Here is a 14,413-nt window from a genome sequence, read left to right as displayed (position 1 = left end):
GCGGCGGAATCAGGACATGAAAAAGGGCCCGGAAGCGATTCCGGGCCCTTTGTTATTTCCGGTCATGAAGTGGCGCGTCAGGCCGCCGGCTCGAAGGCGAGCGTGGCGCCGAGTGCGGCTTTCGGGCTCACCACCACCAGCCCCTCGATCTCCTCCGCACCCATGCGCGAGGAGGAGACGCGCCGGCGCAGCTTGGCGATGTCTTCCACCGCGAAGCGCAACGCCGCCAGCCGCAGCCCCGGGCCTTCCGGCGCGGCGACGCCGAAGCGCTGGCTGAACAGCGCCGGGCTCATCAGGTCGACATCCCCGCGCGGCGTGTGGGCGATGTGCCAGCCATCCACCGCCCGGCGCAGATCGGTGCCGACGAAGACGGAGAGGAAGTCGGTATGGGCCGCCGGGTCCTGCGCGGTGAGCACGACGCCGGCGACGCCGGTGGTGCCGTTCATGTGGCGCTGAAGGTCCGGCGCCCAGAAGTTCTCCGGCCGGCGCTGCAGGCAGGTGAAGAAGCCGGCTTGAGGCGAGGCAGCCTCGCGGGCGAAGGCGAGCGAGAACGCCACCTCGACATCCGAGCCATCCGGCCGCTTGCCCTTGCGGGAGAAGTCGAACAGGTCGAGCCCGCCATAGCCGGCCGTGTCGAATTCCAGCTTGTCGGCGGCGGGGTCGTGGCCTTCCAGAACGAGCATGGAGAGCCCCTGCCCGACTTCGGCGAGAAAATCACGGTTGAAGGCCCCGAAGGAGAAGCTCGTCTCGCCATGCGGCACGATCGCCTCCGGCTGCGCGATCTCCAGCAGCTCGATGAAGAAGCCCGGCATCTGGACGATGCGGTTGTCGGTCCCCCACGGATGGCGGTTGCGGCTGCCCACCGTGAAGCCGAGCAGATCGTAGAGTTCGCCCGCCGCCTCCAGATCGCGAACGACATGGACGACGTGATCGAGACCTCGAATCACCGGCACATTCCTCCCCTTCACGGCCGCCGCACGGCGCCGGCCCGTAGCCCCGGGCGGATCAGAGCACGCCACGCGCACGCGAATCCAGCCTCGATTGCCCGCTGGGCGTGTTTCGTCCCGGGAAGGAGCGCGCCGCTGGCCGCGACAAGGCGGGCCGGCGCGCGGGGAGCGCGGCTAGAACAGCCGGCTCTGCACCGCCGCCGCGCCGATGAAGGAGGCGAAGAGCGGGTGCGGCGCGAAGGGGCGCGACTTCAGTTCCGGATGGAACTGCACGCCGACGAACCAGGGATGGTCGGGGTATTCGATGATCTCCGGCAACAGCCCGTCCGGCGACAGGCCGGAGAACAGCATGCCGCAGGCCTCCAGCCGGTCGCGATAGGCCATGTTGACCTCGTAGCGATGGCGGTGGCGCTCGGAAATCGCGGTGGAGCCGTAGATGTCGGCCACGCGGCTGCCCTCCGCCAGCGCGGCGGGATAGGCGCCGAGCCGCATCGTGCCGCCGAGATCGCCGTCGAGGCCGCGCTTCTCCAGCTCGTTGCCGCGCAGCCATTCGGTCAGCAGGCCGACCACGGGCTCCGAGGTCGGGCCGAACTCGGTCGAATTGGCTGCCGCCACGCCGGCGAGGTTCCGCGTCGCCTCGATCACCGCCATCTGCATGCCGAAGCAGATGCCGAGATAGGGCACGCGCCGCTCGCGGGCGAACTGCGCCGCGCGGATCTTGCCCTCGGCGCCGCGCTGGCCGAATCCGCCCGGCACGAGGATGCCGTGCACGTGTTCGAGGAAGGGCGCGGGATCCTCGCGCTCGAAGATCTCGCTCTCGATCCAGTCGAGATTGACGCGGACATTGTTGGCAAGGCCGCCATGGGTCAGCGCCTCGATGAGGGACTTGTAGGCGTCCTTCATGCCCGTGTACTTGCCGACGATGGCGATCGTCACCGCCCCCTCGGGGTTGCGCACGCCCGCCTCAACCTTCTGCCAGCGCGACAGGTCGGGCTCGGGCGCCGGCTCGATGCCGAAGGCGGCCAGCACTTCCCCGTCCAGCCCCGCCTCGTGATAGGCGGAGGGCACGGCATAGATGCTGTCGGCGTCGCGCGCCTCGATCACCGCGCTCTCGCGCACATTGCAGAACAGGCCGAGCTTGCGGCGCTCCTCGCGCGGAATCTCGCGGTCGGTGCGGCAGAGGAGGATGTCCGGCGCGATGCCGATGGAGCGCAGCTCCTTCACCGAGTGCTGGGTCGGCTTGGTCTTCAGTTCGCCGGCCGAGGGGATGAAGGGAAGCAGGGTGAGGTGGATGTAGATGCAGTGCTTGCGCGGCAGCTCGTTGCCGATCTGGCGGATGGCTTCGAGGAAGGGCATCGCCTCGATGTCGCCGACCGTGCCGCCGATCTCCACCAGCACGAAATCGTAGCCCTCATTGCCCGAGAGCACGAAGTCCTTGATGGCGTTGGTGACGTGCGGGATCACCTGGATGGTGGCACCGAGATAGTCGCCACGGCGCTCCTTGGTCAGGATGTCCTGATAGATGCGCCCGGTGGTGATGTTGTCCTGCTTGGTGGCCGGACGCCCGGTGAAACGCTCGTAATGCCCGAGGTCGAGGTCGGTCTCGGCACCGTCATCGGTGACGAAGACCTCGCCGTGCTGATACGGGCTCATCGTGCCCGGATCGACGTTGAGGTAGGGGTCGAGCTTGCGCAGCCGGGTCTTGTAACCACGGGCCTGCAGCAATGCACCGAGAGCGGCGGAGGCGAGGCCCTTGCCAAGCGAGGACACGACGCCGCCGGTGATGAAGATATAGCGCGCCATGGAGTCCGGTTTCTAACGGCAAAAACGCGATTCGACGAGAGCCCGTCTTGCCGAACGGGCTCCCGCCTGTGGGTAAATCGGACGCGGACCGGACCGGAGGGCGGGTCTGGGCCGCGCGGGATTCACTGCGACTGCGGAACCTGCGGCGCCGAGGGCGCGGCAGGGGCTGCGGGCGGCGCGGGCTGCGCAGCGTTGAGCTGGTCGAGCACCGTGCCGCCGGGGGCGGGCGCCGAAGGCGCGCCGGGAGCCGAGGCGGGCGTGGTGAAGATGGTGGAGGGACCACGCCCCCAGCCGGCCAGAATGGTCAGCGAGAGGCTGGTAACAAAGAACAGCGCCGCCAGGATCGCCGTGGCCCGGGTCAGCACGTTGGCCGTGCCGCGGGCGCTGAAGAAGCCACCGCCGCCGCCCCCACCGCCGCCACCACCGATGCCGAGGCCGCCGCCTTCCGAGCGCTGGATCAGCACGACGCCGATGAGGGCCAGCACGACCATGAGATGGATGACGATAATTACGGTTTGCATCTGACGCCTTCAAAATGCTCGTGCGACGGCGGGCGCAACGCACCCACCGCATTCTTTGGGCGCGTTCCTACACGATTGCGTCCGGGGTTTCCAGCCGCCGCGCCACAACGTCCGCCACCCATGCAAAGCGCGTATGGCGACGCCTATAGATAGGCATGCGCGATGGCGAGAAAAGACTCCGCCTTCAGGCTGGCGCCGCCGACCAGAGCACCGTCCACATCCGCGATGGCCAGGATATCCGCCGCATTTTCCGGCTTCACCGAGCCGCCATAGAGCAGGCGTACGCCCCGCCCCTCGTGCCCGAAGCGGGCGATCAGCTCGGCGCGCAGCAGCGCGTGCATCTCGGCGATATCCGCCGTGGTCGGCGTCAGGCCCGTGCCGATGGCCCAGACCGGCTCATAGGCGACCACGAGATTGGCGGCGGTGGCGCCGTCCGGCACCGAACCGGCGAGCTGGCTGCGCACCACGTCGAGCGCGCGGAACGCTTCGCGCTCGGCATGCGTCTCGCCGACGCAGAGAATGGCGACGAGCCCGGCGCGCCAGGCGGCTTCGACCTTGGCGCGCGCCAGGGCGTCGGTCTCGCCATGTTCGGAGCGGCGCTCGGAATGGCCGAGAATGACGGCGCAGGCGCCGGTGTCGGCGATCATCTCGGCGGAAATATCGCCGGTATAGGCGCCGGCGGCCTTGGTGTGGCAGTCCTGCCCGCCAATGCCGATGCGGGTGCCCAGCGCCACGATGGCCAGTGCCGACATCAGCGTCGCCGGCGGGCAAACCACGAGATCGACCTTCGCGCGGAGAGCGGAATCGTAGCCCGCGCTGATGCGGCCGAACTCCGCAATGGATGCCTTGAGGCCGTGCATCTTCCAGTTGCCGGCCACCAGCGGACGACGCTTCGACATGCCCGTCACTCACCTTTCACAAAAACGCCACGCAAGGTTCCTCATAGCAGAGTGTCGCGGCGTTAACAGGGTATCGTTAGGCCGCCAAATGCGGCGCGGTGCCGTTGCGGCGCGCCGGACGCCTCCCTATTATGCGCGCCTTTCGCGCTCCGGGCCTTTCGCCCGCACGACGCCAGACGAGAACCTAGATGCTTGACACGCTGCGCAAGAGCGCTTCCGGAATTGTCGCCAAGATCCTGATGGGCCTGCTCATCCTCAGCTTCGGCGTGTGGGGCATCGCGGACGTGTTCCGCGGCTTCGGCAGCCAGACGCTGGCGACGATCGGCAGCACCGAGATCACGGTGCCGGAATTCCGCCAGATCTATCAGGAGCGTCTCCAGCAGATCAGCCAGCAGCTCAAGCGCGGCATCACCCCCGAGCAGGCGCGCGCCTTCGGCATTCCCGACCAGCTCCTCAACGAGCAGCTCGCCGAGGCCGCGCTGAACGATCAGGCCAAGGCGATGGGGCTTGCCCTGTCGGACGCCGAGATCGCCCGCCGGGTGCAGTCGAACCCGGCCTTCTTCGGGCCGGGCGGCGCCTTCGACCCGAACTATTTCAACCAGATCCTGCGCTCGAACGGCTACACCGAGGCGCGCTTCGTTACCGCCGAGCGCGCGCTGGCGCTGCGCCAGCAGCTCATCCAGTCGCTGGGCGGCGGCATAGAGGTGCCGCAGGTGCTCAAGGATGCGGTGGCGCGCTACGAGAACGAGGAGCGCTCGGTCAACTACGCCATGCTGACCGCGGCCGCCCTGCCCGCCCAGGCCGAGCCGACCGACGAGGAGCTGCGCAGCTTCTTCGATGCCCGCAAGGCCGCGTTCCGCGCCCCGGAATTCCGCAAGGTGACCGTGCTCGCGCTCACCCCGCAGGCACTCGCCAGCACTGAGAACGTCACCGACGCGGAGGTCGAGGCCGCCTACAACGCGAACCTCGCCACCTACGGCACGCCCGAGAAGCGCGTCGTGCAGCAGATCGTGTTCCCCAATGCGGACGAGGCCAAGGCCGCCGCCGACCGCATCGCGGCGGGCACGCCCTTCGCCGACATCGTGACCGAGCGCAAGCTCGACCCCAAGGATGTCGATCTCGGCGACGTCACCCGCGCCGACATTATCGACAAGGCGGTGGCCGGGGCGGCGTTCTCGCTGCCGGCCGACGGCACCAGCGGCGTGGTCAATGGCCGCTTCGGCCCTGTCATCGTGCATGTCGGGGCGATCACGCCCGGCGCCACCCAGCCGCTGGCGGAGGTGGCGCCCGCCATCCGCGCCGCGCTGCAGGTGAACGCCGCCCAGCGCGCCCTGCTGACCAGGTATGACGAGATCGAGGACGACCGGGCCAGCGGCGCCCAGCTCTCGGAGATCGCCGGCAAGGCCGGCCTCCAGCTCCAGACCATCGAGACCGACGCGCAGGGCCGCGCGCCCGACGGCAGCATGATCGCCGACTTCCCCGGCCGCGCCGAGGTGCTGCGCGGCGCCTTCGCCACCGAGGTCGGCGCGGAGAACGATCCCGTCACCCTGCCGCAGGTCAATGGTCAGGCGGGCGGCTATGCCTGGTACGAGGTCGCTTCCGTCACCGCTCCGCGCGAGCGCAGCTTCGATGAGGCCCGCGCGCAGGTGCTGGAGCGCTGGAAGGAAGACAAGACCGCCCAGGCGCTCGATGCCAAGGTGGAGGAGCTGAAGGCCAAGGTCGCCGCCGGCACGAAGTTCGACCAGGCCGTGAACGAGGCCGGGCTGGAGCTGCGCGCCGCCAACGGCCTGCGCCGTGGCCGCACCGCCGACGGCGTGCCGCAGGACATCATCGCCGCCGTGTTCGAGACGCCCGAAGGCGGCGTCGGCAGCAGCCTGGCCGAGGGCGGCGACAGCCGCCTGCTGTTCCAGGTGCTGCGCGCGGGCGTTCCTACGGCGAGCGCGCCGAACGACAAGCTGGTAAGCGACATCCGCCAGAGCCTCGAGAACGACGTGATGACCGAATATCTCGTCGAGCTGCAGGGCAGCCTCGGCGCCCGCGTCAACCGCGCCGCGCTCGACCAGATCGTCGGCACCGACGCGGTCAACTGATCCGGGAATCGCGTCATGAGCCTGACCCCCGACGCCGCGAGCTTCGCGGCGACCTATGAGCGCGGCGAGCCGCAGGTCGTCACGACCACGCTCATCGCCGACCTAGAGACTCCCGTCTCGGCCTTCCTCAAGATCGCCGGCGAGCGGGCGAACAGCTTCCTGCTCGAATCCGTCGAGGGCGGCGCCACGCGCGGGCGCTACTCGATGATCGGCATCGAGCCGGATGTGATCTGGCGCTGCCATGCCGGGCGGGCCGAGATCAACCGAAGCGCCGCCGTCGATGCGGAGGCTTTCGAGCCCTGCCCCGACAAGCCGCTGGTCTCGCTGCGCAGACTGGTGGAGGAATCGCGCATCCACCTGCCGGACGGCGCCCCGCCCATGGCGGCAGGCGTGTTCGGCTATCTCGGCTATGACATGGTGCGCCAGATGGAGCGCCTGCCCGACGCCAAGCCCGACGTCATCGACGTGCCGGATTCGATCTTCATCCGCCCCACCGTGATGGTGGTGTTCGACGCCGTGCGCGACGAGATCACCGTCGTCACCCCGGTGCGCCCGGATGCCGGCGTCCCGGCCGCCCTCGCCTATGAGCGCGCCCGCGAGCGGCTGGAAAAGGTGGTCGCCGCGCTCGACAGCGCGCTGCCCAACCTGCCGAGCGAGGACGCCTTCCACCAGCCGGTGGCGGCGCAGTCCAACACCGAGCCGGCCGCCTACCGCGCCATGGTGGAGCGGGCGAAGGAATACATCCGCGCCGGCGACATCTTTCAGGTGGTGCTGTCTCAGCGCTTCGAGGCACCCTTCGCGCTGCCGCCCTTCTCGCTCTATCGCGCGCTGCGGCGGATCAATCCGGCGCCCTTCCTCGTCTATTTCAACTTCGGCGGCTTCTCGCTGGTGTGCTCCTCGCCGGAGATCCTTGTCCGGCTGCGCGACAACACCGTCACCATCCGCCCCATTGCCGGCACCCGCCGGCGCGGCGCCACCCCGCACGAGGACAAAGCGCTGGAAGACGAGCTGCTGGCCGACCCGAAGGAGCGCGCCGAGCACCTGATGCTGCTCGACCTCGGCCGCAACGACGTCGGCCGCGTCGCGAAGATCGGCTCGGTGCATGTCACCGACAGCTTCTTCATCGAGCGCTACAGCCAGGTCATGCACATCGTCTCCAATGTCGAGGGCAAGATCGACCCGCGCCGCGACGCGCTCGACGCGCTGGCCGCCGGCTTCCCGGCCGGCACCGTCTCCGGCGCGCCGAAGGTGCGCGCCATGGAGATCATCGACGAGCTGGAAAGCGACAAGCGCGGCATCTATGCCGGCGCCATCGGCTATTTCGGCGCCGACGGCGAGATGGACACCTGCATCGTGCTGCGCACCGCCGTGGTGAAGGACGGACGCATGTATGCGCAGGCTGGTGCAGGCATCGTCTACGACTCGGTGCCCGAGAGCGAGCAGCAGGAATGCGTGAACAAGGCCAGCGCCCTGTTCCGCGCCGCCGAGGAGGCCGTGCGCTTCGCCGCCCGGGCCGGACGGGGGCAGTAGGACGATGAGCGGAGATAGGCGTCACGAGCGATGGCGGGGCTGGCGATAGACCTGTCGCCTGCCGGCGCGGCTTGACCCCGCGCCGGGTGAACCCCTAGAGCTTTTGCAGCCGGCACGGGCCGGCGGATGGACGCACGATGATCCTGCTCATCGACAATTACGATAGCTTCACCTGGAACCTCGTCCACTATATCGGCGGGCTCGGCGCCGAGGTGGAGGTGCGCCGCAACGACACCCTCACCGTCGACGAGGCGATGGCGCTCAAGCCCGAGGCGATCGTCATCTCGCCCGGCCCGGCGACACCCAACGAGGCCGGCATCTCCTGCGCGCTGATCGAACGCGCGGCGAAGGACGGCGTGCCGGTGTTCGGCGTGTGCCTGGGCCACCAGGCCATCGGCCAGGTGTTCGGCGGCGACGTGGTGCGCGCCCCGGTGCCGATCCACGGCAAGCTCTCGCAGATCGCCCACAAGGGCGAGGGCGTGTTCCGCGGCATCAACGGCCCGCTCAAGGCGACGCGCTACCACTCGCTGGTGGTGAAACGCGACACGCTGCCGGCCAGCCTCGCTGTGACCGCCGAGACCGACGACGGCCTCATCATGGGCCTGTCGCACCGCGAACTGCCCGTCCATGGCGTGCAGTTCCACCCGGAGAGCATCGCCTCCGAGCACGGGCGTACCATCCTCAAGAACTTCCTCGATCTGGCGCGGGACTGGAACGCTGGCCCTGGCCGGAAGCAGGCGGCGTAGGCACGAAGGACAGGCGGGAACGCGCCGGAACGAAGCGGGGAAACATGGACAACCTCAAGCCCATCATCGGCAAGCTGGCCACCGGCACCACGCTGACGCGCGCGGAAGCCGCCGCCGCCTTCGACGTGATGATGTCGGGCGAGGCGACACCCTCGCAGATCGGCGCCATCCTGATGGCGCTGCGCGTGCGCGGCGAGGAGGTCGAGGAGATCGCCGGCGCGGTCTCGACCATGCGCGCCAAGATGCTGCGCGTCGAGGCTCCGGCCGGGGCGGTCGATGTGGTGGGCACGGGCGGGGACGCCTCCGGCTCCTACAACATTTCCACCTGCGCTTCCTTCATCGTCGCCGGCGCCGGCGTGCCGGTGGCCAAGCACGGCAACCGCGCGCTGTCCTCCAAGTCCGGCGCCGCCGACGTGCTGATGGCGCTCGGCGCGAAGATCGACCTCGGCCCTGAGCAGATCGCCACCTGCATCCGCGAGGCGGGCATCGGCTTCATGTTCGCCCCGGCGCACCATCCGGCGATGAAGCATGTGGGACCGACCCGCGTGGAGCTGGGCACCCGCACCATCTTCAATCTTCTCGGCCCCCTTTCAAATCCCGCCGGCGTGACCCGCCAGATGGTCGGCGTGTTCGCCCGTGCCTGGGTGGAGCCGATCGCCGAGGTTCTGCGCACGCTCGGCTCGGCGCATGCCTGGGTCGTGCACGGCTCGGACGGGCTCGACGAGATCACCACCACCGGCCCGACCTTCGTTGCCGAGCTGAAGGGCGGCACTATCCGTGCCTTCGAGATCACGCCGGAAGAGTTCGGCGTCGCGCGCGCGACGCCCGAATCGCTCAAGGGCGGCGACGGTGCCGCCAATGCGCTGGCGCTGCGCGCGGTGCTCGACGGCGAGTCGAGCGCCTATGCCGATGTGTCGCTGCTCAACGCCGCCGCCGCCCTCGTCGTCGCCGGCAAGGCGGACGAGCTCGGCGGCGGCCTTGAGCTCGCCCGCGCCAGCCTGAAGGGCGGCCACGCGGCGAAGGCGCTGGAGAAGCTCGTCGCCGTCTCCGCCCTCGCGGCGGCCGAGTGACGGGAGGACGGGATGGCGGACATTCTTGAGAAGATCGGCGCCTACAAGCGCGAGGAAATTGCAGCCGCCAAGGCCGCGCGACCGCTCGAACAGGTGCGCGCAGCCGCCGAGGCGCAGCCGCCTGCGCGTGGCTTCCTCAAGACGATCGAGGCGAAGATCGCCGCCGGGCGTACCGCTCTGATCGCCGAGATCAAGAAGGCGAGCCCGTCCAAGGGGCTGATCCGCCCCGATTTCGACCCGCCGGCACTAGCCGCCGCCTACGAGGCGGGCGGGGCGGCCTGTCTCTCCGTGCTCACCGACGCTCCCTCCTTCCAGGGCGCGCCGGGATTCCTCGTAGCGGCACGGGCGGCCTGCGCGCTTCCCGCGCTGCGCAAGGACTTCATGCACGACACCTATCAGGTCTACGAGGCGCGCAGCTGGGGCGCCGACTGCATCCTCGTCATTATGGCCTCGGTCGACGACGCGCTGGCGCGCGATCTCGTCGACACCGCCCATGGTCTCGGCATGGACACGCTGGTCGAGGTGCATGACGACGCCGAGCTCGACCGCGCGCTGGAGCTTCCCGCCCGGCTCGTCGGCATCAACAACCGCAACCTGCGCAATTTCGACGTGACGCTCGCCACCTCCGAACGCCTCGCCCCGCGCATCCCGGCCGACCGGCTGATCGTCGGCGAGAGCGGCATCTTCACGCCGGACGACGTGGCCCGCCTGGCGCGGGTGAACATCTCCACCATCCTCGTCGGCGAGAGCCTGATGCGGCAGGCGGATGTGGCGGCGGCGACGCGCGCGCTGCTGGCGCCCGCAACGCCCGCCCGCGCTGCCGGCTGAGCGATGACGGACGCGCCCCGCCTCACCCATCTCGACGCCGCCGGCGCCGCCAACATGGTGGATGTCGCGGACAAGGCCGTTACCGACCGCGTGGCGGTGGCGGAGGGCCGCGTTGTCATGCAGGCGGCAACGCTGGACCTCATCCTGTCCGGCAACGCGAAGAAGGGCGACGTCATCGGCACCGCCCGCCTCGCCGGCATCATGGCGGCCAAGCGCACGCATGAGCTGATCCCGCTCTGCCATGCGCTGCTGCTCTCCAAGGTCGCCGTCGAGATCGAGCCCGACCCCGCCCTGCCCGGCCTGATCGTGCGCGCCAGCGTGCGTACGTCCGGCCAGACCGGCGTCGAGATGGAGGCGCTCACCGCCGTCACCGTCGCCTGCCTCACCGTCTACGATATGGCGAAGGCGGTGGACCGCTTCATGCGCATCGAGGCGGTGCGCCTCGTGGAGAAATCCGGCGGCCGCTCCGGCCACTGGCAGGGCGAATAGCGGGGGCCGCCATGGCGCTGATGCCCGTGGAGGAGGCGCTGGCGCTGCTGCTCGCCGCCGCCCGTCCGGTCGAGGCCGAGAACGTGCCGCTCGACGGCGCGCAGGGCCGCGTGCTCGCCGCCCCCGTGCTCGCCCGCCGCACCACGCCCGGCGCCGACGTCTCGGCCATGGACGGCTATGCCGTGCGCGCGCAGGACGCCGCCGCATCCGCCACGCTCACCCTGATCGGCGAATCCGCCGCCGGCCGCCCGTTCGCCGGCCGCGTCGAGCCGGGCACCACGGTGCGCATCTTCACCGGCGCCGTGCTTCCGCAAGGCGCCGACGCCATCGTCATCCAGGAAGACACCACCCGCGAGGGCGAGGCGGTCACCGTCACCGAGACGGCCGCCATCGGCCGCCACATCCGCAAGGCCGGCGGCGACTTCGCCACCGGCGAGACCCTGCTCGCGCCCGGCCACCGGCTGCGCGCCCGCGACCTCGCGCTGATCGCCGCTGCCGACGTGGCTGAGGTGAGCGTCGCCCGCCGCCCGCGCCTCGGCCTCCTCTCGACCGGCGACGAGCTGGTGCGGCCGGGAGAGGGCGCGGGCGCCCATCAGGTCATCGTCTCCAACCTCTATTCCCTCGCCGCCCTGGCCCGCGAGGCCGGCGCCGAGGTGATCGACCTCGGCATCCTGCCCGACGATATGGCAAAGACCCGCGCCGGCGTGCGCGACGCACTCGGTGCCGGACTCGACGTGCTGGTGACGACGGGCGGCGCCTCGGTGGGCGACCACGACCTCATCGCACCCGCCCTCACCGCCGAGGGCGTGGCGCTCGCCGTGCACAAGATCGCGCTGCGGCCGGGCAAGCCGCTGATGTTCGGCAGCCCGGCGAAGGAGGCGGCGCGGCCACTGGTGCTCGGCCTGCCCGGCAACCCGGTGTCCGCGCATGTCTGCGCGCTCATCTTCCTCGTGCCGCTGCTGAAGGCGCTGCAGGGCGTCGACGTGCCGCCTGGCCTGGAGCTGCGCCCCGCCCGCCTCGCCGGCCCGGTGAAGGCCAACGAGCAGCGCATGGATTTTCAGCGTGCCGAGATCGTCGGCGATGAGGACGGCCTGCCGCTCGTGCGCCCGCTGCCCGTGCAGGACAGCTCCATGCTGGCCAATCTCGCCCGCGCCGACGTGCTGCTGGTCCGCCGGCCCTTCGCGCCCGCCGCGCAGGCGGGCGAGGACTGCGAGATTTTCCCGCTGGAGGATTGACCGGGCGCCCGGCTGCCTGTTCGCTCGAAACATCGGGAGCCGAAGGGGAGCGGGCGCATGGACATCAACATTGCCGAGGTGCTGGACGAGGTGCGCGCGGCGTTCGACCGCTATGAGCGCGCGCTGGTCTCCAACGACGTCGCCGCGCTCGACGACCTGTTCTGGGACGACCCCACCACGCTGCGTTACGGCGGCGGCGAGAACCTCTACGGGATCGACGAGATCCGAGCCTTCCGCGCCGCCCGCTCGCCGGTAGGGCTGGAGCGCACGCTGGACGGCACGAGGATCACCACCTATGGCCGCGACTTCGCCGTCGCCTCCACCCTGTTCCGCCGCAGCTCGACGCCCGGCAAGGTCGGCCGCCAGATGCAGACCTGGATGCGCACCCCGGCCGGCTGGAAGGTCGTCGCCGCCCATGTGAGCCTGATCGACGACAGGTGAGGCCGCCCGCAGCGCCGGCATCGTCATGAAGTTCTTGGTGAAACGGGTCGCCCCGGCTAATGATGCGGCACGGTCGGGACCCCGCGCCGTCTCCCTCAGATTCGTCAGCCGCCGATGTCCGTGCTGCCTGTCCGCTTCCCGCTCGAACCGCCCGCCGATGCCGGACGGCGCGGCCGCGTGACGCGCGCCGAGGAACTGCGCATGCAGCTCGCCGACGAGATCACGCGCGGCACCCTGCCGCCGGGCACCGGGCTCGACGAGACGGCGCTGGCGGCGCGTTTCGGCGTCTCCCGCACGCCGGTGCGCGAGGCGCTGCGCGAACTCGCCGCCTCCGGCCTCGTCGACGCCCGCCCGCATCGCGGCGCCGTGGTCGCCCGCCCGAGCGTCGAGCGGCTGCAGAATATGTTCGACGTCATGGCCGAGCTGGAGGCGCTGTGCGCGGGACTGAGCGCCCTCGCCATGACGCCGCAGGAGCGCCGCCAGCTGGAGCGGCTGCACGCCGACATGGGCGAACTGATGCGCATCGGCGATTTCGCCACCTATCGCGAGGCGAACGAGCAGTTCCACACCTCGATCTATGCGGGCAGCCACAACGACTACCTCATCGAAATGACGGTCGGCACGCGCCGCCGGCTCTCGCCCTTCCGCCGCGCGCAGTTCCGCGCGCTGGGGCGCCTCGCGCTCTCGCACACCGAGCATGACCGGGTGACGACGGCGATCCTGCGCGGCGACCGCGAGGCCGCAGCCAATGCCATGCGCAGCCATATCGCCATCGTGCACGACGCCTACGAGCAATACGCGCAGACCGTCTGACCGGCGGCGGACACGGCGCGCCGGTGCGAATCATGCCCCTGGCCGCGCACCTTTCCGGCCGCCGGGTACCGCCGTTTCCCCGACTGGCTTGGCGTTTTTCCGGTCGCGCCGCCGGAAAGCGTGCATTTTCCGCCTCTTAGCGATGCCTTTACCCATTGTGGAACACAATAGGAACGGATAGTCTCTGTTCGTGATTTGTTTCAGCCCGCGTCAGCCGCCAGACGGAACACCGGATGCTTACCCGCAAACAGCATGAGCTGCTTCTCTTCATCAATGACCGCCTCCAGAAGGACGGCGTGCCCCCCTCCTTCGAGGAGATGAAGGACGCGCTCGACCTCAGGTCGAAGTCGGGCATTCACCGGCTCATTACGGCGCTGGAGGAGCGCGGTTTCATCCGCCGCCTGCCGAACCGCGCCCGCGCGCTGGAAGTGGTGCGCCTGCCGGAGGACGCGCAGCCGCCCAAGCCTGCCGCGCGGACCTTCTCGCCCAATGTCATCGAAGGCAATCTCGGCCGTGTGCGGCCCGCGAGCGAGGACGACGATGCCCGCCGCGTGGTGCCGATCCCGGTCATGGGCCGCATCGCCGCCGGCACGCCGATCTCGGCCATCCAGTCGCGCGACCACACCATATCCATGCCGCCGGAAATGCTGGCGGGCGGCGAGCATTACGCGCTGGAAGTGCGCGGCGACTCCATGGTCGAGGCCGGCATTCTCGACGGCGATCTCGCGGTGATCCGCAAATGCGACACGGCGAGCACCGGCGAGATCGTCGTCGCGCTGATCGACGACGAGGAAGCCACGCTCAAGCGCCTGCGCCGCAAGGGCGCTTCGGTCGCGCTGGAGGCGGCCAACCCGGCCTATGAGACCCGCATCTTCGGCCCCGACCGCGTGCGCATCCAGGGCAAGCTGGTCGGCCTGTTCCGGCGCTACTAAGCGTCCGCTAGGTCTGGCGGGCGGGCGCTTTCCGCCCTCGCCTTCCGTTTCCGTTCGCGTCCACTCCGG

Annotated in this window: 14 protein-coding genes; 10 read left to right on the top strand and 4 right to left on the bottom strand. The window is 70.0% G+C overall.

Annotated features, from left to right (window positions below):
• Window positions 1–77: 77 nt before the first annotated feature.
• The 4 genes from MWN33_RS10470 to tpiA form a co-directional block, all read right to left on the bottom strand.
• Complete coding sequence (locus MWN33_RS10470) at window positions 78–947, bottom strand: VOC family protein (RefSeq protein WP_343312933.1); 870 nt, start codon at window positions 945–947, stop codon at window positions 78–80.
• A 174-nt stretch (window positions 948–1,121) separates the two neighbouring features.
• Window positions 1,122–2,750: a CTP synthase gene (gene pyrG, locus MWN33_RS10465; RefSeq protein WP_247200445.1), complete on the bottom strand. Its 1,629-nt coding sequence runs from the start codon at window positions 2,748–2,750 to the stop codon at window positions 1,122–1,124.
• A 122-nt stretch (window positions 2,751–2,872) separates the two neighbouring features.
• Window positions 2,873–3,271 (bottom strand): preprotein translocase subunit SecG, encoded by a 399-nt coding sequence (secG, locus tag MWN33_RS10460; protein ID WP_247200444.1) that lies wholly within the window; start codon window positions 3,269–3,271, stop codon window positions 2,873–2,875.
• 143 nt (window positions 3,272–3,414) lie between these two features.
• A complete protein-coding gene (gene tpiA, locus MWN33_RS10455) occupies window positions 3,415–4,170 on the bottom strand; it encodes a triose-phosphate isomerase (RefSeq protein WP_247200443.1) in 756 nt (251 codons plus the stop codon).
• Between the two features lie 188 nt (window positions 4,171–4,358).
• Here tpiA and MWN33_RS10450 point away from each other — a divergent pair, with 188 nt between their 5' ends.
• From MWN33_RS10450 to lexA, 10 genes are all read left to right on the top strand, one after another.
• Window positions 4,359–6,260 (top strand): peptidylprolyl isomerase, encoded by a 1,902-nt coding sequence (locus tag MWN33_RS10450; RefSeq protein WP_247200442.1) that lies wholly within the window; start codon window positions 4,359–4,361, stop codon window positions 6,258–6,260.
• A 15-nt stretch (window positions 6,261–6,275) separates the two neighbouring features.
• On the top strand, window positions 6,276–7,790 hold the full coding sequence (gene trpE, locus MWN33_RS10445) for an anthranilate synthase component I (protein ID WP_247200441.1): 1,515 nt from the start codon (window positions 6,276–6,278) through the stop codon (window positions 7,788–7,790).
• Window positions 7,791–7,927: 137 nt separating this feature from the next.
• Window positions 7,928–8,536, top strand: coding sequence for an anthranilate synthase component II (locus MWN33_RS10440; RefSeq protein WP_247200440.1), 609 nt, complete (start codon window positions 7,928–7,930; stop codon window positions 8,534–8,536).
• Window positions 8,537–8,580: 44 nt separating this feature from the next.
• Window positions 8,581–9,606, top strand: a complete 1,026-nt coding sequence (trpD, locus tag MWN33_RS10435; RefSeq protein WP_247200439.1) for an anthranilate phosphoribosyltransferase — start codon at window positions 8,581–8,583, stop codon at window positions 9,604–9,606.
• A 12-nt stretch (window positions 9,607–9,618) separates the two neighbouring features.
• Window positions 9,619–10,434 (top strand): indole-3-glycerol phosphate synthase TrpC, encoded by an 816-nt coding sequence (gene trpC, locus MWN33_RS10430; RefSeq protein ID WP_247200438.1) that lies wholly within the window; start codon window positions 9,619–9,621, stop codon window positions 10,432–10,434.
• Window positions 10,435–10,437: 3 nt separating this feature from the next.
• Window positions 10,438–10,923, top strand: a complete 486-nt coding sequence (moaC, locus tag MWN33_RS10425) for a cyclic pyranopterin monophosphate synthase MoaC (RefSeq protein WP_247200437.1) — start codon at window positions 10,438–10,440, stop codon at window positions 10,921–10,923.
• Window positions 10,924–10,934: 11 nt separating this feature from the next.
• Window positions 10,935–12,158 (top strand): molybdopterin molybdotransferase MoeA, encoded by a 1,224-nt coding sequence (locus MWN33_RS10420; RefSeq protein WP_247200436.1) that lies wholly within the window; start codon window positions 10,935–10,937, stop codon window positions 12,156–12,158.
• Between the two features lie 57 nt (window positions 12,159–12,215).
• Window positions 12,216–12,599, top strand: coding sequence for an oxalurate catabolism protein HpxZ (hpxZ, locus tag MWN33_RS10415; RefSeq protein WP_247200435.1), 384 nt, complete (start codon window positions 12,216–12,218; stop codon window positions 12,597–12,599).
• Window positions 12,600–12,713: 114 nt separating this feature from the next.
• Window positions 12,714–13,412, top strand: coding sequence for a GntR family transcriptional regulator (locus tag MWN33_RS10410; protein WP_247200434.1), 699 nt, complete (start codon window positions 12,714–12,716; stop codon window positions 13,410–13,412).
• 233 nt (window positions 13,413–13,645) lie between these two features.
• Window positions 13,646–14,344, top strand: a complete 699-nt coding sequence (gene lexA / locus MWN33_RS10405; protein ID WP_247200433.1) for a transcriptional repressor LexA — start codon at window positions 13,646–13,648, stop codon at window positions 14,342–14,344.
• Window positions 14,345–14,413 lie beyond the last annotated feature (69 nt).

This window comes from Ancylobacter koreensis (assembly GCF_023016525.1).
In the GTDB taxonomy this organism is placed as follows: domain Bacteria; phylum Pseudomonadota; class Alphaproteobacteria; order Rhizobiales; family Xanthobacteraceae; genus Ancylobacter; species Ancylobacter koreensis.
Note: the sequence above shows the minus strand (reverse complement) of the source record. Positions and strands in the feature narration are given on the sequence as shown.